The sequence below is a fragment of the Pantoea sp. ICBG 828 genome, assembly GCF_002928355.1.
Taxonomy (GTDB): Bacteria; Pseudomonadota; Gammaproteobacteria; order Enterobacterales; family Enterobacteriaceae; genus Pantoea; species Pantoea dispersa.
Window position 1 is genome coordinate 214,755 of sequence record NZ_POWN01000005.1, and the last position, 22,188, is coordinate 236,942.

General features: G+C 58.4%; 23 protein-coding genes and 1 tRNA gene. 4 read left to right on the forward strand and 20 right to left on the reverse strand.

Translation table 11 applies throughout. The features are described 5' to 3' along the window. Positions 1-92: 92 nt before the first annotated feature. Positions 93-641 (forward strand): endonuclease SmrB, encoded by a 549-nt coding sequence (smrB, locus tag C1Y43_RS13805; RefSeq protein WP_021509156.1) that lies wholly within the window; start codon positions 93-95, stop codon positions 639-641. 369 nt (positions 642-1,010) lie between these two features. Here smrB and sixA read toward each other — a convergent pair whose 3' ends face one another. The 4 genes from sixA to C1Y43_RS13825 form a co-directional block, all read right to left on the reverse strand. Beyond that, complete coding sequence (gene sixA / locus C1Y43_RS13810; protein ID WP_021509155.1) at positions 1,011-1,493, reverse strand: phosphohistidine phosphatase SixA; 483 nt, start codon at positions 1,491-1,493, stop codon at positions 1,011-1,013. Positions 1,494-1,688: 195 nt separating this feature from the next. Then, positions 1,689-3,818, reverse strand: coding sequence for a fatty acid oxidation complex subunit alpha FadJ (fadJ, locus tag C1Y43_RS13815; protein WP_104188568.1), 2,130 nt, complete (start codon positions 3,816-3,818; stop codon positions 1,689-1,691). Next, on the reverse strand, positions 3,818-5,128 hold the full coding sequence (gene fadI / locus C1Y43_RS13820; RefSeq protein WP_021509153.1) for an acetyl-CoA C-acyltransferase FadI: 1,311 nt from the start codon (positions 5,126-5,128) through the stop codon (positions 3,818-3,820). The genes fadJ and fadI overlap by 1 nt, the downstream gene beginning before the upstream one ends. Positions 5,129-5,296: 168 nt before the next feature. Continuing rightward, on the reverse strand, positions 5,297-5,593 hold the full coding sequence (locus C1Y43_RS13825) for a YfcZ/YiiS family protein (protein ID WP_021509152.1): 297 nt from the start codon (positions 5,591-5,593) through the stop codon (positions 5,297-5,299). A 358-nt stretch (positions 5,594-5,951) separates the two neighbouring features. Between C1Y43_RS13825 and fadL the strand changes: the two genes are divergently transcribed. Further along, positions 5,952-7,235, forward strand: coding sequence for a long-chain fatty acid transporter FadL (fadL, locus tag C1Y43_RS13830; protein ID WP_021509151.1), 1,284 nt, complete (start codon positions 5,952-5,954; stop codon positions 7,233-7,235). A 71-nt stretch (positions 7,236-7,306) separates the two neighbouring features. On the opposite strand, the gene mlaA is transcribed toward fadL, so the two are convergent. Genes mlaA through ccmA form a run of 10 tightly spaced genes read right to left on the reverse strand, consistent with a single transcriptional unit; the run spans position 7,307 to position 15,066 of the window. Further along, the gene (mlaA, locus tag C1Y43_RS13835) at positions 7,307-8,074 is read right to left on the reverse strand and encodes a phospholipid-binding lipoprotein MlaA (RefSeq protein WP_021509150.1); all 768 of its coding nucleotides are present in this window, start codon (positions 8,072-8,074) and stop codon (positions 7,307-7,309) included. A gap of 35 nt (positions 8,075-8,109) precedes the next feature. Further along, positions 8,110-9,321 (reverse strand): c-type cytochrome biogenesis protein CcmI, encoded by a 1,212-nt coding sequence (gene ccmI, locus C1Y43_RS13840; RefSeq protein ID WP_104188570.1) that lies wholly within the window; start codon positions 9,319-9,321, stop codon positions 8,110-8,112. After that, entirely contained in the window at positions 9,321-9,776 is a 456-nt protein-coding gene (locus tag C1Y43_RS13845) for a cytochrome c-type biogenesis protein (RefSeq protein ID WP_021509148.1), read from the reverse strand. Before C1Y43_RS13845 ends, ccmI begins: the two co-directional genes overlap by 1 nt. Then, positions 9,773-10,330, reverse strand: a complete 558-nt coding sequence (locus tag C1Y43_RS13850; protein ID WP_010617464.1) for a DsbE family thiol:disulfide interchange protein — start codon at positions 10,328-10,330, stop codon at positions 9,773-9,775. The genes C1Y43_RS13845 and C1Y43_RS13850 overlap by 4 nt, the downstream gene beginning before the upstream one ends. Beyond that, a complete protein-coding gene (locus C1Y43_RS13855; protein WP_058769877.1) occupies positions 10,327-12,285 on the reverse strand; it encodes a heme lyase CcmF/NrfE family subunit in 1,959 nt (652 codons plus the stop codon). The genes C1Y43_RS13850 and C1Y43_RS13855 overlap by 4 nt, the downstream gene beginning before the upstream one ends. Further along, positions 12,282-12,767: a cytochrome c maturation protein CcmE gene (ccmE, locus tag C1Y43_RS13860; protein WP_021509145.1), complete on the reverse strand. Its 486-nt coding sequence runs from the start codon at positions 12,765-12,767 to the stop codon at positions 12,282-12,284. The genes C1Y43_RS13855 and ccmE overlap by 4 nt, the downstream gene beginning before the upstream one ends. Further along, on the reverse strand, positions 12,764-12,997 hold the full coding sequence (gene ccmD / locus C1Y43_RS13865; protein WP_031280028.1) for a heme exporter protein CcmD: 234 nt from the start codon (positions 12,995-12,997) through the stop codon (positions 12,764-12,766). The genes ccmE and ccmD overlap by 4 nt, the downstream gene beginning before the upstream one ends. Beyond that, positions 12,994-13,734, reverse strand: a complete 741-nt coding sequence (locus C1Y43_RS13870) for a heme ABC transporter permease (protein ID WP_058782040.1) — start codon at positions 13,732-13,734, stop codon at positions 12,994-12,996. The genes ccmD and C1Y43_RS13870 overlap by 4 nt, the downstream gene beginning before the upstream one ends. 58 nt (positions 13,735-13,792) lie before the next feature. Continuing rightward, positions 13,793-14,452, reverse strand: a complete 660-nt coding sequence (ccmB, locus tag C1Y43_RS13875) for a heme exporter protein CcmB (RefSeq protein ID WP_031280025.1) — start codon at positions 14,450-14,452, stop codon at positions 13,793-13,795. Beyond that, positions 14,452-15,066, reverse strand: a complete 615-nt coding sequence (gene ccmA, locus C1Y43_RS13880) for a cytochrome c biogenesis heme-transporting ATPase CcmA (protein WP_104188572.1) — start codon at positions 15,064-15,066, stop codon at positions 14,452-14,454. Before ccmA ends, ccmB begins: the two co-directional genes overlap by 1 nt. Positions 15,067-15,309: 243 nt before the next feature. Here ccmA and C1Y43_RS13885 point away from each other — a divergent pair, with 243 nt between their 5' ends. Both C1Y43_RS13885 and C1Y43_RS13890 read left to right on the forward strand, forming a co-directional pair. Beyond that, on the forward strand, positions 15,310-16,242 hold the full coding sequence (locus C1Y43_RS13885) for a formate/nitrite transporter family protein (RefSeq protein WP_058775841.1): 933 nt from the start codon (positions 15,310-15,312) through the stop codon (positions 16,240-16,242). An 88-nt stretch (positions 16,243-16,330) separates the two neighbouring features. Continuing rightward, positions 16,331-16,405, forward strand: a tRNA-Arg gene (locus C1Y43_RS13890). 34 nt (positions 16,406-16,439) lie between these two features. On the opposite strand, the gene C1Y43_RS13895 is transcribed toward C1Y43_RS13890, so the two are convergent. From C1Y43_RS13895 to tssF, 6 genes are all read right to left on the reverse strand, one after another. After that, positions 16,440-17,804: a VasL domain-containing protein gene (locus C1Y43_RS13895; protein WP_104188573.1), complete on the reverse strand. Its 1,365-nt coding sequence runs from the start codon at positions 17,802-17,804 to the stop codon at positions 16,440-16,442. A gap of 309 nt (positions 17,805-18,113) precedes the next feature. Further along, entirely contained in the window at positions 18,114-18,326 is a 213-nt protein-coding gene (locus C1Y43_RS24120; RefSeq protein WP_104188577.1) for a hypothetical protein, read from the reverse strand. A gap of 52 nt (positions 18,327-18,378) precedes the next feature. Further along, a complete protein-coding gene (gene tssE / locus C1Y43_RS13910) occupies positions 18,379-18,834 on the reverse strand; it encodes a type VI secretion system baseplate subunit TssE (protein WP_059009093.1) in 456 nt (151 codons plus the stop codon). After that, entirely contained in the window at positions 18,834-19,379 is a 546-nt protein-coding gene (tssJ, locus tag C1Y43_RS13915; RefSeq protein ID WP_104188579.1) for a type VI secretion system lipoprotein TssJ, read from the reverse strand. The genes tssE and tssJ overlap by 1 nt, the downstream gene beginning before the upstream one ends. Continuing rightward, a complete protein-coding gene (gene tssG, locus C1Y43_RS13920; protein ID WP_104188580.1) occupies positions 19,357-20,442 on the reverse strand; it encodes a type VI secretion system baseplate subunit TssG in 1,086 nt (361 codons plus the stop codon). The genes tssJ and tssG overlap by 23 nt, the downstream gene beginning before the upstream one ends. After that, entirely contained in the window at positions 20,406-22,160 is a 1,755-nt protein-coding gene (gene tssF / locus C1Y43_RS13925; RefSeq protein ID WP_104188582.1) for a type VI secretion system baseplate subunit TssF, read from the reverse strand. Before tssF ends, tssG begins: the two co-directional genes overlap by 37 nt. Positions 22,161-22,188 lie beyond the last annotated feature (28 nt).

Genomic DNA, 22,188 nt, shown 5'->3' on the forward strand with positions numbered 1-22,188 from the left:
TCAGCGCAGCGAGGTGAAAAAGCTGACATTTGTTGACGCTTAGCGGTAAGGTAACGGCCAGACACCCGCCATTTCTGATGATTCACTGAGACATGAGTAAAAAGACGCCGCTAAGCCAGGACGACCAGGCGCTGTTCCGCCAGCTAATGAGCGGTACGCGCCAGCTGAAACAGGATACGATTGTGCACAAACCGGCAGTGAAAAGCCGTGAAGTGCCGCTGAAGCGGCTGCTGTCTGAGCAGGCCGATAACAGCCATTATTTTTCCGACGAGTTTCAGCCCCTGCTCTCCAGCGACGGGCCGACGCGTTATGTACGCGCCGACGTCAGCCATTACGAGCTGAAAAAATTACGGCGTGGCGATTACACGCCAGAGATTTTTCTCGATCTGCACGGGTTAACCCAGCTCCAGGCGAAACAGGAACTCGGCGCGCTGATTGCCGCCTGCCGCCGCGAGCATATTTTTTGTGCCAGCGTGATGACCGGCCACGGCAAGCACATTCTCAAGCAGCAAACCCCGCTCTGGCTGGCACAGCATCCGCACGTAATGGCCTTCCATCAGGCACCCAAGCTGTTTGGCGGCGACGCCGCGCTGCTGGTATTGATTGAAGTCGAAGAGTGGCAGCCGCCGGAGTTACCCTGACCGGCAAAGGGACAGCGAGTGGGAAATAAAGTGATCTCTATTATTCCCCGAAATAATTCAGGTTGCAGCAAGGCGGCAAGGAAATGAATCCCCGGGAGCTTACATTAGTAAGTGACTGGGGTGAATTGACGCAGCCAACGCCGCTGCGGCCTGAAATATGACGGGGAATCCCCAGGAGCTTACATCAGTAAGTGACTGGGGTGAATTGACGCAGCTAACGCAGCTGCGGCTTAAGCGCACATCATTCCCCAAAATAATTCAGGTTGCAGCAAGGCGGCAAGGAAATGAATCCCCAGGAGCTTACACTAGTAAGTGACTGGGGTGAATTGACGCAGCCAACGCAGCTGCAGCCTGAAGTATGAAGGGGAATTACATGGCTTTGGCTAATTTGGCCGGACTCACCTGCCACGCCAGCTTGCCTTCGCAGGCGTCGGCATCAAACTCCACGCAGGCAATGGCGGAGGTGGCGAACATCGGTGGCGCTTCCTGCGGGCAGAGTTCAGATACCAGATAACCCACCAGCGGCAGATGCGAAATCACCAGCACCGCGTGCGCACCCTGCACCGCCAGCGCCTGTAAATGGCAGGCGACCATGCCCGGATCGCCGCCTGGCGTCAGTTCTGGCAGCACTTCCTGCCCTTCCGGCAGTTTCAGCGCTTCACGTACCGTGGCGAGCGTTTGCCCGGCGCGCAGATAAGGGCTGACCAGCACCTTATCGATTCCCGGCGTCTGACCATTCAGCCAGCTCGCCATCTGACGTGATTCGTCGCAGCCACACAGGGTGAGAGGACGAACCGCATCACTCGCTGCTTCCAGAGCTGCGTCGCCGTGACGCATGATAAAAACTTGCATAAAGCACCGCTGTTGTTTGTCGATATCGCCGGGTACCACAGCACCAGACGCTTCATTCTGCGAATGAACGCTGTGTTTTACCCCAATGGCTTGAGTATAGTCAACCGGTTGTTTATTAAATAAGCATATCTCAGAATGGTGCCGCGCCAGGCACTGCGCGGCCCCGATTCTAACCCGCTGAATCCGTGCGGCTATTCATGAATGTGCAGAAGTGTAAAAATTCGTTTTCCCTTCTGACATTGCCACTAACGCGTCACAGGGCGTAAAACGCTCGCCGTATTGCTGCATTAATGTACGTAATGTATTGACGATCTCGCCCGCACCACGCTGGTCAATATAGCGGAACGGCCCGCCGAGAAACGGCGGAAACCCGATGCCAAACACTGCCGCGATGTCGCCGTCGCGGGCGCTGCGGATCACCGCTTCGTCGAGACAACGTACCGCCTCGTTAAGCATCAGCATCACACAGCGCGTGGCGATCTGCTGCTCGCTCTGTTTCGCCTGGGGTTTTAACTGCAGCAGGCGGTACAGACTGGCATCGGCCTGACGTTTGCGCGGCCAGCGCGTGCGCTGATAATCATAAAAACCTTTCTGGTTTTTGCGCCCTTTGCGATCGTCGGCCAGGATAGCGCTCACCGCCTGCGGCGCGCTGAAGCGTGAACCGTAGGCCTGTTCGAGAATCGGGCTGATTTTGCTGCCGACATCAATACCGACTTCATCCAGCAGCTGCAGCGGGCCGACCGGGAAACCAAATTTCACCAGTGCGCTATCAATGTGTTCAATGGGCTCGCCCTCCAGCAGACAGCGCATTGCTTCATTTATATAGGGCGCGAGAATGCGGTTAACATAAAAGCCGGGACGGTCGGCGACCACCACGGCGGTTTTGCCCTGACGACGCGCCAGATCCACCGTGGTGGCCAGCGTCTGTGCTGAAGTGCCGCTATGCGGAATCACCTCGACCAGCGGCATCTTGTCTACCGGGCTGAAGAAGTGCAGGCCGATAACATTCTCCGGGCGCTGCGCGCCGGCGGCGATCTGCGCAATCGGCAGCGAGGAGGTGTTAGACGCAAAGATAGTGTGCGGCTGACAGTGTTCTTCAATCTCGGCCACCATTTGCTGCTTCAGCGCCAGATCCTCAAACACCGCTTCGATCACCAGATCGCGCTGGCGGAAGCCCTGATAATCGGTGCCGCCGCTGATGCGCGCCATCTGCTGCTGGCGTTCCGCCGGCTTGAGCTGGCGACGTTTTACCTTTTTGCTCAGCAAATCCCAGCTGTACTGCAGCGCGTGGTTAACGCCGTTAAGGTTGATATCGCGGATTCGCACCGGCAGACCGGCTTTCAGCGCGGTGACGCTGGCAATCCCGCCGCCCATCAACCCGCCGCCCAGCACGCCAATCTGCTGCAGCGGGCGCGGCGGCGCATCCGCCATCGGCTCTTTCTTCAGGGCGGTGGACGCAAAAAACAGGCTGCGCAGCGCGGCCGACTGCGCGGTCATCGCCAGCTCGCCAAACGCGCGCGCTTCCGCGGCGTGACCGGCGGCGCTGCCCTGCTCCAGCCCGATGCGTACCACCTGCAAAATGCGGTCGGTGGCCGGATAGTTACCGTGGGTTTTACCGTCGGTCTGGCGTTTGGCCAGCGTAAACAGCAGCGAACGCGCCAGCGGCCCCTGCAGCAGGCGATCGCGGCGCGACAGGCTGCGTGCGGCGTGCTTTCCTTTATGTACACGTGCCACGGCGGTTGCCAGCAGTATCGCCTGCGGCACCGCATCATCCACTAGGCCAAGCTTTAGCGCCTGCTTAGCGCGCAGCTGTTTGCCGCTGAGGATCAGCGGCAGCGCCTGCTGCACACCTATCAGACGCGGCAACCGCTGGGTGCCGCCGGAACCGGGCAGCAGGCCAAGTTGCACCTCCGGCAGGCCGAGACGGGTTTTCTCATCCAGCGAGCAGATGCGCGCATCGCAGGCCAGCGCCAGCTCCAGCCCGCCGCCAAGACAGGCTCCGTGAATGGCGGCGACCACCGGGAACGGCAGCGCGGCGATCTCCGCCATCACTTCCTGTCCCTGGCGCGCCAGCGCTTCAGCCTGCTGCGCCGTTTCACAACTGGCGATCATGCTGATGTCCGCACCGGCGACGAAGTTGTCGCGTTTGCCCGAAATCAGCACGATGCCCGCCAGCTGCGCATTGCTGCGCGCCTCTGCCAGCACCGCGCGGATTTGCGGCACAAACTCCGCTTTCAGGGTGTTCATCTTTTCGCCCGGAACATCAATGCTGATCACCGCAACGTGATCCGGACGCATCTGTAAATGGAATGCAGATTCGCTCATTATTCGGCCTCCAGAACCATCGCGCTGCCTAATCCGCCAGCGGCACAGGCGGTCACCAGCCCTAAGCCGCCGCCGCGCCGCCGCAGCTCATGCAGCGTTTGCGTGATCATGCGCGCGCCGGTGGCGGCGAACGGATGACCGTAGGCGATGGAACCGCCCAGCACGTTGAAACGCGTCTCGTCGACTTCGCCCAGCGCGCGATCGCGCTTCAGCACCTCGCGCGCAAAGCGTTCATCGTTAAACAGCCTGAGGTTGGCCAGCGTCTGCGCGGCAAAGGCTTCATGCATGTCGATCAGCGTCAGATCGCCGAGGGTAATGCCGGCGCGATCCAGCGCCAGCGGTGATGCGTAAGCCGGTCCGAGCAACATGTCCTGCCAGACATCAATCGCGGCAAACGCATAGCTGCGCAGGTAACCGAGCGGTGTAATGCCCAGCTCGCGCGCGCGCCCTTCGCGCATCAGAATCAGCGCCGCCGCGCCATCGGTCAGCGGCGTGCTGTTGGCCGCGGTGACCGAGCCGTGGCGACGGTCAAACGCCGGACGCAGCTTTGCATAATCCGCCGCACTGGCGTTAAAGCGAATGTTGTTGTCCTGCTCAATCGGTGCTTTCCACGGCGGCACAAACGCCGGCATCACTTCCTGCGCCAGCACGCCGGATTGCCAGGCCTGTGCTGCACGCTGGTGCGAGCGCAGCGCCAGCGCGTCCTGCTGCTCACGCGTGATGCCGTGCGTTTTGGCCATCTGCTCGGCGGTGTCGCCCATGCGTAAACCGGTGGAGTATTCCGCCACGGCCGGCGGCACCGGCAACAGATCGCGTGGGCGCAGGCGGCGTAAGATGTGTAATTTTTTGCTCAGGGTGCGGGCTTTATTGAGATCAACCAGCGCGCGCGCCAGCGTTTTGCTGACGCCAATCGGCAGCACCGAGGAGGAGTCAGCGCCACCGGCAATACCTGCATCAATGGTCCCGGCCATCAGGCTTTCCGCCACGTTGGCCACTGCCTGAAAGCTGGTGGCGCAGGCGCGGCTCACGCTGTAGGCATCGGTGTGCACGCTCAGTCCGCTGCTTAGCACGATTTCACGCGCGATGTTGGGGGCTTCCGGCATCTGCACCACCTGGCCGAACACCAGCTGATCGATCACCTCCACCGGCAATTCGCTGCGCGCCATTAATTCGCTGACCACCATGCGCCCCAGCTCCAGCGCCGGAATGCCGTGAAAGTCGCTTGCCTGGCGGGCAAACGGGGTGCGTAATCCGTGGGTAATGGCGATACGTTCGCCCTGACGCGTCAGCAGCGGCTGCGCTTTGCTCATTGCACTCACCTGTAATTTACGACCTGAGCATCATTGCCCAACAGGTCTGACCTGATCATCAGTGTTAACCAGGTGTTGCTAAGTCGCCAATAACAGAAGAAAAAAAGTGCGAGGAGTAACACGAAAAAGAGGCAACGCTGCCGAAAAAGCGGGTCGGCAGCGGCGGGATTAGCGTAAGCCGAGCTGGAAAATCAGGGTTTCGGCCTGGCAGGCAAAGGTGAAATCGACGTCCAGGCGCACGCCGTCTGCTTCGTCGGTAAAGCGCGAATGAATCTCGCACGGATCGGACTCAACCTGGCGCGCTTTGGCGCTCAGCTCGGCCAGCATTGCTTCTGCCGCCTGACGGTCAGCGAACACGCCTGACCAGCTGGCGCTGCAATCGGTATTGTCCATCACAGTGCCCACGTCAACGCAGCAGCAGGCTGCCGTTTCGTTCGCACTACAGTTTCTAATGGCATCAGTCATGTTTTTCTCCTGACGATAAATCAACACTATCGGATCATTTTCTGCTGCAAAGTGTACGCCGGATGCCACGTCGCGGCTATCTTCCGCCCGCTAAGTGACGAATATCACACTAAAATTTGATCCAAAACAAATTTGACTCGCTATGCTGGAGCAGAACCGCAAGGATTTTGTTAAGCAGATCTGATTTTATCGATCAAAGCAGAAATATTTTAAAAACAATATTGCAACAAATACACAGGTCGGACCTATACTCGTCGCACTGGTCTGATATGTGTCTGTATCGTCAGTCCCTACAATCCGCCGTCCTTTGTTACGCGACGTAACTACGTTTAATAATAATTTAGATGAGGTTGTGGTCATGAACCATAAGAACCTGTTTGCAAAGTCAGCTGTGGCAGCTGCAGTGGCGCTCGTCTCTTCTCACGTCTACGCCGCAGGCTTTCAACTTAACGAATTCTCAGCAATCGGCCTGGGCCGCGCCTATTCCGGTGAAGGCGCCATGGGTGATACCGCCGCCTCTGCCAGCCGTAACCCAGCCACCATGGCCCTGATGGACCGCCCTTCTTTCTCCATCGGTGCCGTCTATATCGACCCGGAAGTAGATATCAGCGGTAACAGCCCGACCGGCAACAGCCTCAACGCCAGCAATATTGCGCCAAACCAGTGGATCCCGAACATCCATTATGTGCATCCGATTAACGATCAGTGGTGGATTGGCGCCTCGGCCACCTCGAACTACGGTCTGGCCACCGAATTTAATAACGGCTACACCGCGGGCGGCTTTGGTGGCAAAACCGATCTGATGACCGGCAACTTCAACCTCAGCACCGCTTATCGGTTAAATGATAACTTCAGCTTCGGCGTCGGCTTTGACGCGGTGTACGCCAAAGCGAAAATTGAGCGCTACGCCGGTGAAGCCGGTGCCCGCGCCGGTCTGCCGGCCGATACCCAGGTCGCGCACCTGAAAGGTGACGAATGGGGCTACGGCTGGAACGCCGGTATCCTGTATGAAGTGGATAAAAACAACCGCTTCGGCTTCACCTATCGTTCCAAAGTGAAGATCGACTTCGACGGCGACTATAAGAGCAATATCCCGCGCGCCTTTAACGGCACGCCGCAGGCGATTGCGCTGGGTCTGCCGTATGGCACCAGCGGCGCCACCATTCCGGGTTCGCTGACGCTGAACCTGCCGGAAATGTGGGAAGTGTCCGGCTGGCATAAAGTGGCGCCACAGTGGGCGGTGCACTACAGCCTCGCTTATACCAGCTGGAGCCAGTTCCAGGAGCTGAAAGCCACCGGCAGCAACGGCCAGACGCTGTTCTATAAAGATGAAGGCTACCGTGATGCATATCGCATCGCGTTAGGTACCACCTACAACTACGACGACAACTGGACGTTCCGTACCGGTATCGCGTTTGATGACAGCCCGGTGCCGGCGGATAAACGCTCTATCTCGATTCCGGATCAGGATCGCCTGTGGCTGAGCGCCGGTGCGTCTTACGCCTTCACGCCGGACGCGTCGGTGGATGTCGGGGTTTCCTATATGCACGGTCAGCACGTGACGGTGAAAGAAGGTCCTTATACCTTTAATTCCGAAGGTAAGGCCTGGCTGTACGGCGCTAACTTTAACTACAAGTTCTGATAATCAGTGCAGCGGCCCATGCGGGTCGCCAGCTGAAAACAAAAAGGCGACCTGTTGGTCGCCGTTGTCATTTATTGAGAGTCGATATCTTTTAAATCGTCCTGAATCGCGCTGGCGTTCGGGTTCTCCTCCGGCTTCAGCTTGCCGCCGCTGGCGAGGAAATCGTTACGCTGGAAATAGGCGTTGCGGATAAAGGCGTACGGATCCTGCTGCTGTCTGAGCAGGCCGTCGGAATCAAGCAGCTGCGCGCGCGTTTCCACCCCTTCCAGCGTCCATTTACCGATCGACATTGGCCAGGTAAGCCAGCTCAGCACCGGATAAAGCGTATCGACGTAGTCGCCGCCATCCTGACGCACGGTAAAGCTGCCGTAACCTGGCAGCACCACGTACGGACCGTAGCCAACGCCATAACGGCCCAGCGTGCTGCCAAAGTGGTGCGGCACTTCACGCGCCAGCTGGGGATTAGCTTTGCCGGCGACGTCGATGAAACCGCCGAGGCCGAGCACGGTATTCAGGAAGAAACGGGTAAAGTGAATGCCCGCCTGACGCGGCTCGCCGACCAGAATTGAGTTCACCATGCTGGCCGGTTCATCAAGGTTACCGAGGAAGTTGCTCAGCCCGGTACGGGCCGGCACCGGCACGTAATCACGCCAGGCAACCGCCACCGGGCGCACTACATAGGGATCCAGCACGTTGTAGTTGAAGTTAAACATCGTGCGGTTGAACCCTTCGAGCGGATCGCTGCGCTGCGCAGGCGTCGTCTCGTCGGCCGGTTTGGAACTGGCACATCCCACCAGCAGTAAACTGGCCAGCGCCAGGCCGGTCAGGCGATTATTCATTCTTCTCTCCCTGTGCAGATAAAAGGTGTATCGCTTCAGGGCTGCTGCTGATTGACCTCAACAGCCATCGGCTGGTGACCATCCCAGGGGGTGACCGCGCTTAAACCAAACCAGTCGCCGGACTGCGGATTAGCACTACCATCGCGCGAAATGCGCACCCTGACCTGCACCTGATGCTGCGCCGAAAGCAGGCGATCCGGCATCATGGCGTTGCTGTCATCCAGCGTAAGCGATAGCGGGAAGTGGCTGAGCGGTAAACGCTTTACAGCCACAGGCACCGGTGAAACACCGTCAGACACAGAAATATACAACACTCCGCCCGGCGGTAACATTTTTTCTGCCTCTGGCGTTAAGCTCACCGTCAATGCCAGCTGGCTATTTTGCTGTCCCGCGTCGGTTTTCGCTTGTTCAATGCTGCGCTCTATCATGGTAATGCGTCGATCGCCGGCCGGCAGCAGCTTCAGCATCACCTGCCACGCGCCAATCGCTTCACCATACTGCTGCTGCTCAAAGGCATTGAACGCCAGCAGACTGAGGGTGCGCACGTTGCTGTGGTCGCGCTTCAGCAGGTCTTTCAGCAGCATATTGGCCTGGCGGTTATCCTGCGGATCGCTGGAGCGCGTCAGCACTTCGGCATAATCCTGCTGCAGTTCAAGGTTGTCCGGCGCCAGCTGCAAAGCGTGCTCAAAGGCCTGGCTGGCATCGGTGGCATTGTTCAGCACCATGCCGAGGCGGCCCAGCATCGCCCAGTCATTGAGGTTTTGCGGATCGTTTTGTAGCGAGGTGTGCAGGCCGAGCTGCAGACGCGCCAGCTCTTCCATGGTCAGCGGCTGCGCATTGGGATCCATCACCCGCGCGCGCAGCGCCGGGTACTCCTGCTGCACACTCTGCCAGCCCGCCAGCTGGGCGAGGCCACCGGTTTTCAGATAAACGCCCACCGACACCAGCACCAGGACGATCACGCCCGGCAGCAGCACCCAGCGGCTGCTGTGATGCGCGCGTGCCGCCGCGTCGCCGGGCACGTCGGTCAGCAGCGTTTGCTGCAGTTCGCGCACCATCTCCGGACGTTCACTGACCACGCCCTCGGCTTCATCATGCTCCAGCTCGCGCAGACGCTGCTGATAAAAATCGGTATTGAGACGATCGCGATCGCCGCTGCTGGCCTGACGCTGCCGCCAGCCGGCACCGACAAACAGCGCCGTCGCCGCCGCCAGTAAAATAATCAGGGTAATCCAGAATCCAGTCATTACGGCTTCCCGTCACGCTTCAGAATCGCCGCAAGGCGCTGTTGTTCATCGTCATCCAGCTCGCTGCGCGCGTTGCCGCGTCGGCTGCGCAGAATAATAATCAGCCCGCCGAGCACCACAAACAGCGCCGGTCCGACCCACAGAATCAGCGTCGACGGCGTTACCGGCGGTTCATAAGTGACGAAGTTGCCATAACGCGCCACCATGTAATCAATGATCTGCTGGCGGCTCTGGCCCTGCTTCATCAGCTCATACACTTTCAGCCGCATGTCGGCGGCAATCATCGCGTTGGAGTCGGCAATACTGTTGTTCTGGCACTTCGGGCAGCGCAGCGATGCGGTGAGCTCGCGATACTGCTCCTCCTGCTGGACCGAATCGAACTGATAAGTATCGATCGCGGCCCACAGGCTGGTGCTCAGCAGCAGACCCGCGAGCAGCATAAGCAGCTGTTTCATACGCCGGCCTCCTTGCTGTATTTCTGCCACAGCGGCTTCACCTCTTCATTCCACACCCGGTCGTTCATGTCGCCGGCGTGGCGGTAGCGGATAATGCCGTGGCCATCAATCAGGAAGGTCTCCGGCGCGCCGTAGACGCCGAGATCCAGACCGAGCATGCCGTCGCCGTCATACAGGCTCAGCGCATACGGATTGCCGAGCGTGTTAAGCCAGGTGACGGCTTTGCTGCGGTCGTCTTTGTAATTGAGGCCAACCACGCGGATGCCCTGCTCCGCCAGCGTGTTGAGATATTGATGCTCGGCGCGGCAGGTCGGGCACCAGGTGGCCCAGACATTCAGCAGCAGCGGTTTGCCATCGGTCAGCACCTGCTGGTTATAGATTTTGCCCGGCTGATCCAGCGCTTCGAGTTTAAACACCGGCACCGGTTTACCGATCAGCGCCGATTCGAGGCGCGTAGGATCGTCACCGCTGGCGTTGCGCGTCAGCTGCCACAGCAGCGCCGCCGCCAGCAGCAGAAACAGGACTAAAGGAATAAACAGGATCTTTTTATTCATGCCAGTTCCTCGCGCTGCGCTTTTTTGCGCGAGCGATAGCGCGGATCGAGCAGGCATAACAGGCCGCCCACCGCCATAAACACGCCGCCGAACCAGATCCAGCGCACAAAGGGTTTGTAATAAATACGCACCGCCCAGGAACCGTCATCCAGCTCTTCGCCCAGCGCCGCGTAGAGATCGCGCGTGAAGCCGCCGCTGATCGCCGCTTCCGTCATCATGGTACGCGCTGCGGTATAGAAGCGCTTCTCTGCATGCAGCACCGCTTCTGGCTTACCGTTGCGTGTGACATCGATAATCGCCACGCCACCGCTATAGTTAGGGCCCTGCAGATTGTGCACGTCGCGGAAAATAAAGTGATAGTTGTGGATATCCACGCTGTCGCCGGCCTTCATGCGCACGTCACGCTCAACGCTGTATTGGGTGCTGAAGGCAATGCCCACCACCGTCACCGCCACGCCAAGATGGCCCAGCACCATGCCCCAGTGGCTGCGCGACAGATGGCGCAATCCCGCCAGAAAACGATGCCGATGGGTAGCGCGTTCGTGCAGCTCCATCAGCGTCAGCAGGATCACCCAGATGGCCATCAGCAGGCCAATCACCGTCATCGCTTCAATGCGATCCTGCAACAGCCACGGCAGCACGATCGACAGGATCAGCGTCACCAGCAGACCCACGCCGAGCCGCTTCCACAGCTTTTGCGGCTCATCGCGGCGCCAGCGCACCAGCGGCCCGATGCCGAGCATCAGCGCGAACGGTGCCATCAGCCAGGTGAACATGGTATTGAAGAACGGCTCGCCAACCGAAATGCTGCCCAGCCCGAGCTGTTTATGCACCAGCGGCAGCAGCGTACCGAGCAGTACCACCAGCATTGCGGCAATCAGCAGCACGTTGTTGCCGAGCAGGAAGGATTCGCGCGACCATGCTTCGCTCTGCACGCGGCTGCGCACCTGGCCCCCTTTCAGAGCGTACAGCAGCAGCGAACTGCCGATGACAATCACCAGGAAGGCGAGGATAAACATCCCGCGCGCCGGATCCGAGGCGAACGAGTGCACCGATACCAGCACGCCGGAACGCACCAGGAAGGTGCCCAGCAGGCTTAATGAGAACGCGGTAATCGCCAGCAGCACCGTCCACGACTTAAAGCTGCCGCGTTTTTCTGTCACCGCCAATGAGTGCATCAGCGCAGTACCGGCCAGCCACGGCATAAAGGACGCGTTTTCAACCGGATCCCAGAACCACCAGCCGCCCCAGCCGAGTTCGTAATACGCCCACGCGGAACCGAGCACGATACCAATAGTAAGAAATACCCATGCCGCGGTGGTCCACGGACGTGACCAGCGCGCCCAGGCGGTATCCAGCCGGCCCGCCATCAGCGACGCGATGGCAAAGGCAAACGCCACCGAGAAGCCAACATAGCCCATATAGAGCAGCGGCGGATGGAAGATCAGCCCGATATCCTGCAGCATCGGGTTGAGGTCGCGCCCATCAATCGGGAAGTTCGGCAGCGTGCGGGTAAACGGATTCGAGGTGAGGATGATGAACAACAGGAAGCCGAGGTTGATCATCCCCATCACCGCCAGCACGCGCGCCAGCGCATCCTGCGGCATGCCGCGGCTGAAAATCGCCACTGCTAATGTCCAGGTGCTGAGCAGCAGCACCCACAGCAGCAGCGATCCTTCATGCGCACCCCAGGTGGCGGCGATGCGGTAATACACCGGCAGCAGTGAATTGGAGTTGGTGGCAACGTAGCCGACGGTAAAATCGTTGACCACAAACGCGTGCACCAGCACGAGGAACGCGGCGGCGATGCACAGGAACATGCCCCAGGTGAGCGGACGCGCCAGCGCCATCAGCCGGCCATCCTGACGCGCCGCGCCCCACAGCGGATAAATACTCAATAACAGCGCTAAGCCCAGCGCCAGACACAGCAGAAAGCTGCCAATTTCCGGCATCATGATTGCGTACCCGCCTGCTGATAGGCCGCTGCCGGTCCGTTATGATTCTTCTTCATTGCGTCCTGAATTTCCGGCGGCGTGTACTTCTCATCGTGCTTCGCCAGCACCTCTTTGGCGTTGACCAGATTGCCGTCTTCCAGCACGCCCTGCGCCACCACGCCCTGCCCTTCACGGAACAGATCCGGCAGAATGCCTTCGTAGCTGACGCTGACTACGCCGTTGGCATCATACAGTTTGAACGACACCGCCAGCGTTTTCGGATCGCGTTTGACGCTACCGGGCATCACCATGCCGCCGACGCGCAGGCGCTGTCCGGCCTCCGGCTTCTGGTGATCCTCACCTTTGCCGTACAGAATTTCACTCGGGGTGTAGAACAGGTCGATGTTGGAACGCAGCGCGTACATCACCAGCGACGTGGCAAGGCCTAAGCCCACCAGCACCGCCACCACCACATACAGGCGGTTACGACGACGGATATTCACACGGACTCTCCTGCTGCTTCACTGGCAGCTTGTTTAGCTTTTGCCGCACGGATGCGGCGCTCGCGGGACTGACGCTGGCGAATCTCTGCCAGCAGGCGGCGACGGAACAACACGGTGTGCAGCACCAGACCGATCAGCGGAATCAGCGTAAAACACACGGCCAGCCAGACGTAAAAGGCATAACCGCCCATGGCGAAAAACTCGCTCCACGATGAGAAGGCAGGCGTCATGCTTTGCGTCCTCCCTGCGCCACGTCAATCGCCCACGGGCGGTGGCGCTCGGTAAACAGAATCAGATTGCGCAGACGCATCAGGGTGAGCGCACCAAACACCAGCAGATAGCCGAGAATCGACCAGCGCAGCGGCGTGCGCATGCTGGGATCGATCGCCTGTTGCAGAATGCCCGACGAGCCCTGATGCAGCGTGTTCCACCACTGCACGGAGAAGTGAATAATCGGCAGGTTAACCACGCCGACCAGAATCAGGATGCCGGCCGCGCGTCCGGCGGTGCGGCGATCGTCGAAAGAGTGATAGAGCGCAATCACGCCCATATAGAGGAACAGCAGCACCAGTTCAGAAGTCAGACGCGCGTCCCAAATCCACCAGGTGCCCCACATCGGCTTGCCCCACGCCGAGCCGGTCACCAGCGCGATAAAGGTAAATACCGCCCCCACTGGCGCCATCGCCGCCGCCGCCAGATCGGCCATTTTCATCTGCCACACCAGACCGATGAAGGCGGCGATGGCCATTGAGGCATAGACGCCCATCGACCACATCGCCGCCGGCACGTGAATGTACATGATGCGGAAGCTGTTGCCCTGCTGATAATCCGCCGGCGCAAAGCCGAATCCCCAAATCCAGCCGAGCAGCAGCGCACCGACGCCCAGGATTGCGAACCAGGGAATCAAGCGACCGCATAGCTGGTAAAGCCGCTCAGGCTTTGCCCACTGGTGTAACCATTTCCACATTGACATTGCTCACACTAAATAAGAATTCGGATGGCGGCCTCTCTGCCGGAGGCCCGCCTTAATGCAGACTGATGCGCAGCGCGGCGGCGGTCGCAAACGGCGACAGCGTGGCGCTGACCGCCAGCATGGCTCCGAGAATCGCCAGATAACCGCCGATCGGTAACCCCTGACCGGCTGCGTCGATCGCCGCGCTGGCAAAAATCAGTACCGGTATCGACAGCGGCAACACCAGTAAACTCAGCAATACGCCGCCGCGCCGCAGCCCGACGGTCAGACCAGTGCCAATCGCACCGAGAAAACTCAGGGTTGGCGTGCCGATCAGCAGCGTCAGCGCCATTGCCCGCCAGCCAGCAAAATCCAGCGACAGCAGCAGCGCCGCCAGCGGCGAGAGTAAAATCAGCGGCAGTCCGGTAATCAGCCAGTGCGCAATCACTTTGCCCAGCACGGTGATCGGCAGCGGCGTCGGCAGCAACAGCAGCTGCTCCAGCGATCCATCGAGAAAGTCGTCGCGAAACAGCCGCTCCAGCGCCAGCAGCGATGCCAGCAGCGCGGCTACCCAGGCGACGCCAGGTGCGATGCGCGCCAGCTGCTGCGGTTCTGGGCCAATGCCTAACGGAAACAGCGTAATCACAATCAGAAAAAACCACAGCGGATTAATCACTTCCGCGCCGCTGCGAAAGGCAATCTTTAACTCACGCTGAATAACCCGGCCAAGCATCACGCCCACTCCGATGTAAGACGAATTTTGCGCACGCGCGCATGGCTGTCCGGCAGATCCTGATGGGTCGTCAGAATCACCACGCCACCGTTATCGGCATGATCGGCGAAGCGCGCCATTAATTTTTCCACGCCGTGTTTGTCGATGGCAGTCAGCGGCTCATCCAGAATCCACACCGGAGCCGGGCTGAGCCACAGTCGCGCCAGCGCCACGCGCCGCTGCTGCCCGGCAGAAAGCTGAGCCACCGGCACCTCTTCATAACCCAGCAGATTGATCTGCTCCAGCGCGTCATACAGCGTGTCTTGGCTGCGATCGCCGTGCCAGAAATGCAGATTCTCCCGCGGCGACAGCACCGATTTCACGCCCGGATGATGGCCGAGATACAACAGGTTTTGCTGCCATATTTCGCGCTGCCGGCGAATAGACTGCTGTTGCCAGCGTACTTCGCCCTGCTCTGGCCGGCTTAACCCAGCCAGCAGTCGCAACAGTGAAGTTTTGCCTGCGCCGTTAGGCCCTTCGATTTGCACCACATCGCCCGCCTGCACCTGAAAACTTAGTCCGTGGAACAGGGTTCGCTCATCGCGAACGCAGGCGAGATTAATCACTTCGAGCATAGAAGGGAGATTCATAGCAATAAATGAGGCGGGAATAATACCACACTCAAACCAGGGGCCGAAGTCTGTGCGCAAGCTCCCCCTTCCCCCAAATGAGGTATTCATGCGCATCAGATCAAGAAAGCGCTCAAAAAACCATCTTTGCTAATCTCTTGTTACTCTTAATTTGAATCTTTGTAACATTTCGCCCTTGCTAAAAACGTCTACGCTTATTACGCACTGGCATTATCACCGGGAGAAAAAATGAAGCCATCGCCATCAAATAACACGCATGACAATGACGTGGACAGTGAAGAAAAAGAACAGGGAACGGATATTGAAGTGGACGAAGACGCCCTGCCCTCGCGGGCTGCGGCGATCCATGAAGAAATTCGACAGGACGGTGAAAAGGAGCTGGAGCGCGACGGCATGGCGCTGCTGTGGTCAGCGATTGCCGCCGGCTTATCGATGGGTGCCTCGCTGATGGCGAAAGGCATTTTCCAGGTGCACCTCGCTGGCGTGCCCGGCGCTTATCTGCTGGAGAATCTCGGCTATACCTTTGGTTTTGTCATCGTGATTATGGCGCGCCAGCAGCTGTTTACCGAGAATACCGTCACCGCCGTACTGCCGGTGATGCATAAACCCACCGGCGGCAATTTTATGCTGCTACTGCGGCTGTGGAGCGTGGTGCTGATCGGCAATTTAATTGGTACCGCGCTGGGCGCGCTGGCGTTTAATCATATGCCGATTTTCGATGACGCCACGCGCCAGGCCTTCACTGCCATCAGCGAAAAAGTGATGGAGCACACGCCGGGCGAAATGTTTGCCAACGCAGTGATTTCAGGCTGGATCATCGCCACCATGGTGTGGATGTTTCCTTACGCTGGCGGCGCCAAAATTGTGGTGATTGTAATGATGACCTGGCTGGTGGCGCTGGGCGATCTGGCCCACATTGTGGTCGGATCGGTTGAAGTGCTGTATCTGGTGTTTGCCGGCACGCTGCCGTGGCAGGAGTTTTTGTGGCCGTTTGCACTGCCCACCCTGCTGGGCAACATCACCGGCGGTACGCTGATTTTTGCCCTGATCAGTCACGCGCAGATCCGTAACGACATGAGCGAAGCGGCCAAAGCCAAAGCGCGAGCCGAACAGAAGCGTAAAGAGAGGCAGGAAAAGCAGAAAGATCAGGAAAAAGCGTGATCGTCACCGCCTGATTGCTGACACTTTGAGCAAACAGGCGGCCCACGGTTAAAATCCCCTGCACGGTGCGCTATACTGCGCGCCGCACGTCTCCTTAGTTAAATGGATATAACGAGCCCCTCCTAAGGGCTAGTTGCAGGTTCGATTCCTGCAGGGGACACCAGTAACAGCTCTTCTGCTTTGGTTTACCGCTTCGTTTATTGGTCCTCTCCCTCTGCCACCCCAATGCTGTTTTTCATCTGCCACAAGGTGTAAATCTGCGATCGCAGGTGTTGTTCGAGCTGGCGGATAAGCTGTTGCCGCTGGGGGGCACTGGCTGGTAGCGAGTGGACTTGCCGCAATTGTTCCTCAATGGGCTCAGCCTGCTGAAAACGGGTCATCATGCCAAATACCGAGGACTTCAGCTCACTCACCGTGATGTATTTGCCTTTTTGCTCATCCAGTCCATTCAGCCGCTCGCTTAATTGTGCCAGCTTCATCATTCCCTGATGCCAGGCCGCAAGGTTTTGCGATGGCAACGTGCTGGCCTCAAGCTGATGCTGCCACCGAGCTGATAACGAACCCGCCTGTTCCGGCCACAGCACCTGCGCCTGCTCCACCAGCTGCTGGCCATACGCAATATTCCAGTCGGGCGCGAGTTGTTCCAGACGAGATAACTGCTGCTGTGTGTCGGCAAGCAAAGCTGGTGGTAAGGACGTCCGCTGCCGCAGCACATCCCGCTGCTGTGACGTGAGTGTGGCGGGCACAGGAGCCAGCGATGCCACCAGCTGAGCCTGCAGTGGATCGGGCCGGTGAAGATATTGCCAGCCACCCACCGCGGCCATGCTGATTAGCAGCATGGTAAACATCCCGGCACTGAAAAATTGCCACTTATTACGACGGGCCAGCGCCGCTGTCTGCACCTTTATCTTCGGCTGATGTTGCTGCTGCGCGACATAAACCCATCTGGCGCTATGCGGAGTTTTCGTTTCATGCGGGTGTGCGGATATCGCCCCGTTATCTAGCGTGGTACCGGGCAAGATGTCGCTGGTCGTATCGTCACGGCTTTCCAGCCTGGCGGCACTGTTATGCATCAGAGCACGCAACGTATCAAGCTGGCTAAGATGTTTAAGCTCCAACCGCTGTAATACGGTCCCCAGGCGGGTAAGCAGTTGTTCAGCACGATAAAGCTGACTCAGATCGTCATAATTCAGGGAAAGGGTGCGCATCTGCTGCTGCACGCGCTGGCTCAGGCTGGTGAGAATGTCCATGCGCGCGTGGATCGGTTGCGGCCACAGCACACCCCACTGATGACTCACCAGCGCTTCCAGTAGCGCCAGACCTTCATTCAATCCGACCAAACCAGCCAGCTGCATGCGGGCAAGCGTGTACCAGGCCGCGGTCTGCAACTCCACTCCGTTTTGTTCGAACAGCGAAAGACAGCGTTGTTCAACGTAAAGCCAGTCTATATCCGGCCGTGCCGGATGGGTCAATTTGCTCAGCTCTTCACGCAGAGCAGCATAATCCGGCAGCTTACGCGGGTCGCTGCCGGTTTTAATCCGACGGGCAGGCATGTCATTCATGACTTATTGTCCCTGTGAGGTATTTACAGCGTGGGAGGATAATTAATTATGCAGTCTGGTTTTTTGCCTGTTCTGAGCGATGAACGATGCAAATATTTCTTTACCGCCCCCCCTTACCCGCCTTAATTAATATTGATTACCGACGCAAATAGGTAAATGCGTGTAGCCGGGTTGGCTGGCCATATAAAGCGGAGCGCAGGTCGGTTTTCGTGGTTGCAAATCGTTCTGATCCTGAGGCTGAACCATCGGCTGTGGCTGTTTCTTTGATGTGGCGATCTTTTTGGTCTGCGTTTTGCCGCTGCTGAGCGGTCATTTTGCCTGCTGCGTGCTTTCTGACGAATCATACCTGGAGCAAAATTTCTTCGACTGACTCAGACTTCCGTCATTACAAACAAAACGTCCATCTGAGGTACAGTGTGCAATACCACCCTTTGCACCAGAACAGGGTTTTCTGCCTCTGGCCGCTTCAGCCTGCAGAGTCACTAATAAGCTAAAAACCAACAGCGGTATCAATTTCTTCATATTCAAATCCATATGTTATTTTATTATTCAGCCTTGTTCGTAATAATGCCGCTTAGATTTGCGCTTTACCATCAAGATATTGTTGCTGCCGGAGATGCCGCAACAGAACGCGCCCTTCCGGCATAAATTCAGTGCCGTATCGCACCAGACCGAGTCCCTTCAGTTCCGCATCAATCGCGTAGCGCAATTCGCCGGGCTGCGCCTGCTCCAGCAGCACCACTCTGATGCTTTTCAGGCGCGGCTCATACCTGAGCAGAACAGCAGACAGGGTGCCAATCAGCTCATGGGCAGTGCCCGGCATGCCCTGCAGGATTTTGGTCATATCGGGCAGACCATAGTCCGGCAGATGCGCCAGCGTGCCGGCGCGGCAGTTGAGGATGCGCTGCATGTTATCGAGCACGGACAAAATCACCTGATTTTGTTCGCTGACCTGATCGAGAGCCAGGCCACCGGTGAAGTTACCGGTGAGCATTTCATACAGCGAAGGTGTGTTATGTCCCTGGGGCATCAGTCGTCCTTGAGCGGTTGTAGCGTCAGATGGTTGTTACCGGCTTCCAGAATGCGCGGCTTATCCGGGTCAAGGTCTTCACGCCCTATCACCAGCTTCCAGGTATTGTTAACCCTATCCGGATGGCGGAACAGCCCTGCCACGGCGACAAACTGCGCATCTTCTTCCATTGGCATATCGAGGTTCGCATCACCGCCAGGTTTTACTACTACATCCCGGGTCGCCAGCAGATCGGCTTTCAGGATGGTGTCGCCATCCCTGAGTAGCTGCTGATAGATCGTTTTGTCGAAGGTTTTACGGTCTTTCAGCTGCCAGACCCGAATAACCACCGGCTCAGACAGCGAGTTACTTTCACGGGAATCGGTGTTCAGCGCCTCACGAGCGGTGAAATCCAGGTGCAGCACCTTAATCTTTTTGTAAAACACGGCGTTAAATGCCGATTTAGTGCCATCGGTGATACCCTGCGTCACCCCACACCCCGTCAGGCTGAATGCCAGTAGCGCAGGTAGCCAGCATGCGGATCTAATCAAACTTGTACGTAACACGTCGGTTTCCTTGTTGTGATGATGCAGGCTCCAGCCCGGCGTAATAACCCAGTTCCGTGGTAAAGGTCTGCGGAATATCCTCCGGGAGATCTTCATCTTGCGCGCCCAGTACGCCATTCATCCCCAGCCAGAATGGGCCTTCGCCGAGCGGCGGCGCGACCAGCAGGCGGGTTCGGGTGGTCAGGGTGATTTTTGCTTTGAAGCGCCAGCCGAGATACACCCGCAGCATCACCAGAAAGTCCTGATACAGCAGGCCATCCGGTTTCCAGCCCTGTGATTCCTGCTCGTTATCGGTGAACAGAGCAATCAGCAACTGGCTGTTGGCATCTATCGCCTCTTCGCCCAGCGGCGTGTTGCCATCCAGCAGAAAATCGTCATCACCGTAAAAGCCCAGCGGCTGGCTGACTGCCACTGGTCGCAGGCAATACGGGCTCACCTGCACCGTCGTGTCGGATGCCAGCAGGCTCACCAGGGCCTGTATTCCCTCCTGGGTTTTACCTGGCTGTTGCAGCACACCCAGCAGCGCCAGAAATCGGGATACCGGGGTGGCGATGTGCTCTGCGGTGCCCGGTATCCCCAGTCCCACCAGACCCAGCAGTGACTGCGAGATAGCGTCAGTACCGCCGGGCTCAAATGTGGCCGGGTAAGAGTATTTACGCCAGATACGGTAAAACTGCGTCAGGATACGGTGGCTGAAGATATCCAGAAAACCCTGCAGCGCTTCGTGACCTTCGCGACGCTGAGTGATGTCGTCGAGATAGGCGGTCGGCAAAGGGGAATCAACCCCGTACATCCCCATAAAGGTCGTGCGGATGAGCGGTGGCTTGCTGTCATCCTCCTCGTCATATTCGACAGCCTTTATTTCGCTGGACGGAAATCCCATCCCCGGATGTGGCGCAAACCGCACCGGGTCATCCGCCGGGTGGCTGGTCGAGCCCATCAGCGGCCTGCCAGGATTACGCTTCTCCAGCAGCTGGCATAAGCGGTAAAAGTTGATGCGGTGAAGGTCGGCTTCCAGCCGCGGGGTCAGCCGGGAATGCGGCGGTTGTGCTTCTCTTCCCATTCCAGGCGCTCTCCGGTCGGTTGCAGGATGATAATCAGGCGGTTGAACAGATAGATATCGGTATACAGCGCAAAGAAACGGCTCAGCATCTCGCCGAACAGACAGATGTCGCCGCGCCCGGCAAAGCCGTGACTGTCCAGCGTCACCTCAATCTGCACACCGCGTACCAGATAGCCCTGTTCGAAACGTTCAGTTTCACGGTGCTTCACGTCGATGATGGCTTCCAGCCGACGGCGGTTCATCTCACTGTCGGTCCATTCGTACAGCGCCAGCGTCCCGCGCAGCACGTCAGCGTTGTCCATCATCGACAGGAATCCGCTGCCGAGATGGCTCAGCACGCGCCAGTGGAAACGGTCCTGCGCCGGTGGATAACAGGGTAGTGTCGGCGCACACAGGTTACGCACGGCGATACTGGCTGAGGTGGTTTTCATCACCGTATCAAGCACCGTGCTCTGCAGAGCTCGTCGTGGCAGCTGGCCGTTGGTGCCGGTGAGCGTCAGCGACAGGCTTTCGTCTTCCGGCACCGTGTGGTTATCAAACGCTTCACCGCCAAGGATAAGCCAGGTGTTATGCAGTCCGGACGGACCGCGACGTACGCGAGTGTGGTAGTAATATTCGGGGGCCTGATGGCGCATCATGCCGCCTTTGTGGCGAAAGCTCGAAAACGGCACGTAGCTATGCTGGCTGGATGACATCACCGAATCCACCGCATAAATCTCGGTATGACCATCCTGCACGCGCATCGGGCGCAGCATGTACTCGGTCTGAAGAGAATTGAGCGTCAGCGGGTCTGACTCCAGCGGGAACAGGTTAATCACCGGCACACAGTTCAGGCGCAGATGCTTTTCGGTAAAGCTGAAGTCATGTTCCCAGCGCTCCGCCAGCACCACGTCGATTTCAAACCAGGGGAGTTCAGCCGGAAAGACCACGGTCTCCAGCCCACGCAGGCCCGTGAACATGAATTTCTCGCGGAAGGTGAAATACTCCAGCAACAGCTGATAGCCGCTGAAACTGCTGCTGCCCTTCGGCCACAGGTCGTCGTTATCGCCAAAGCCCAGCGCGGTGAAATACCCGTCGAGCGGTCTTCTGTCCATGTCACCCGGCAGGCGCAGCCACAGGCGGGCGACATTCATGGTGAAGGCTTCATGCATGGCACAGGCCAGCGGCGCGTCGGCGTTGAAATACAGCGGAATACAGCTCAGGTCGATGCGCGTCCAGTCAGCCAGGTCACTGCAGTGAAAACGCAGAGTAATAACCGAACGCCCGTCAGGGTCAGTCGACAGACGGGCATGTTCCAGCGACAACGGCTGAAGAGTCATCTCTTTGGTGGTGGTATACCGGCAGCGCGTGCCCTTCTCGCCGATCGGCCGCGAGTTCACCTCAAAACCTTTGACGATGCGCATCGGCTCTTTCATCTCGCGCCAGTCAGGGGTGAACTCGACCACCGACATGGACGGAATGGTACGCAGGTAATGTGGCCACAGCAGACTGACCAGCCCTTCGGTTAATTCGGGCAAGTCGTCATCGAGCTTCTCGCGCAGCCGGCCCATCAGGAAGGCAAAGCCCTCGAACAATCGCTCCACGTACGGGTCGCGCGCTCCCGCTTTATCGAGATTGAGCATTGCCGCCTGCTCGGGGTGAGCACGGGCAAACTCTTCACCGGCTTCCAGCAGGTAGCGCATTTCAGCGTCGTAGTAACGCAGGGTTAAATCATCCATAAAAACCTGAATATGTGTGTTTGAAAGG